The sequence below is a fragment of the Vibrio sp. Vb1554 genome, assembly GCF_033344235.1.
Map to the genome: position 1 here is coordinate 1 of NZ_JAWPOJ010000153.1, position 1,517 is coordinate 1,517.

Genomic DNA, 1,517 nt, shown 5'->3' on the forward strand with positions numbered 1-1,517 from the left:
CAAGGCAATCTGCAGTGTAGCATTGGTTAATCGGAGAACTAAGAGCAATGTATGATGCCCATAAACTGAGCGTCACGACCCAAAACAGCATGGAGCCTTGGTGCCCACCCCATGCCGCTGCAACCTTGTAAGCGGTTGGCAATTGGCTGTTGGAATGAGTGACCACATATTCAAGAGCAAAATTGTCTTGGATAAAACAGACAATCAGCAGTAATAGACAAACAACAGAGGCCAAACTGATGAGATGTGAGGTCGCAAGTTGGTGTTCTAACATAATGGGCTTAGCCGCTGCACGGCGATACCAATGCAGTACAGCGGAACAACTCGCCCCCATTGCGACAAAAATCAGTAAGAAGAACCCTAGTTCAGCCTCCATTGTTCCTCCTTAGACAACGGTCATTTGACCAGCATAGAGTATGAACGTACGCAGCATCAGCACGCCGACCAAACTCAATGTTGTCACGACAAAGACGTAACTACCTTTATGGCGAACTTCAGAAGGCATTAACCAGTTCAATGTTAGCGGCATCAACATACCAATCAACACAACACCAACCCAGAACCACTGCGCCCAAAAGCCGTTGGATATTGCATTCCAAGCTGCGACTTCGTTTTGTCCCCCGCTGAAAATCAGGCCAGTAAAGAACGTTACTAAAACGAACAACTCGAATAATACAACCGGACGTTCAAAGCCATGCACCCATGAAACACTAGAACTGGATGTCGGCTCTTTAAACACTAAGATTCCGAACATCAAACATGCCGCTGCGCCCGAAGAAAGGCTTGAGAATAGGAACAAAATCGGCAACACCGGATTGTTGAGCATCGGGTAGGTTTTAAGTGCCGATAGTAGGAAGCCAGTATATGCCGCCAGTACTATCGCCAAGAAACCCAAGAACAACTCGATGGCATTACTCACCTTTCCAGCCTTGATCAAAAAGCCATCCACAAAGTCGAGTAATCCGCTCGGTAATTTGCCTTCACAAAAGCTGATGATTTGATGGCGAAAGATCACGCCAATCCAAACAAACAACACAACCATGTAGACTTGAAACAAGACAACGCCCATCGACATCACCGACGTCGGGTTGTAGTAAATCATGATTTTCCAAAACTGGAGTGGCTTAGTTAAATGGAAAATCAAAATCACCAAACCGGAAATGATGCCAAATGGCGCGAGCCAAGCCATCGCTTTCATAATGCCATTGTTCGCCGGATCACCCTCAATGACTTTGCGTTTAAGGTAGATAGAAATCATCACTGCGCCAGCAGACATCCCAGCTAAAAATAGGTAAATCGCGATGATCCAATCCCACACTAATGAATCAAAGTGGAAAGCACTTTCAAAACCGTTCATGATGACACCTCCCCTTTGTTATGCGGAATTTTAAACAACTTAGGTTGCGTTCCTAAATGTGACTTATCGCGATACACAAGATGGTTATCAATGACTTTGCTGACCTCGCTAGTTGGGTCATTCAAATCACCAAAGATGAGTGCTTTTGTTGGGCAAGATT

The 1,517-nt window shown here is 45.4% G+C and carries 1 protein-coding gene and 2 pseudogenes; all 3 read right to left on the reverse strand.

Annotated features, from left to right (window positions below; genetic code table 11):
• Positions 1-376, reverse strand: a pseudogene (locus R8N28_RS24485) (heme lyase NrfEFG subunit NrfE); the annotation flags it as partial.
• A gap of 9 nt (positions 377-385) precedes the next feature.
• Positions 386-1,357 (reverse strand): cytochrome c nitrite reductase subunit NrfD, encoded by a 972-nt coding sequence (nrfD, locus tag R8N28_RS24490; RefSeq protein WP_020838774.1) that lies wholly within the window; start codon positions 1,355-1,357, stop codon positions 386-388.
• Positions 1,354-1,517 (reverse strand): annotated as a pseudogene (locus R8N28_RS24495) (4Fe-4S ferredoxin); the annotation flags it as partial. The gene nrfD and the pseudogene R8N28_RS24495, both read right to left, overlap by 4 nt.

What these genes read in the sequence shown, in the direction of transcription:
- nrfD (WP_020838774.1), bottom strand. Translation starts at nt 1,357, where the DNA reads ATGAACGGTTTTGAAAGTGCTTTCCACTTTGATTCATTAGTGTGGGAT.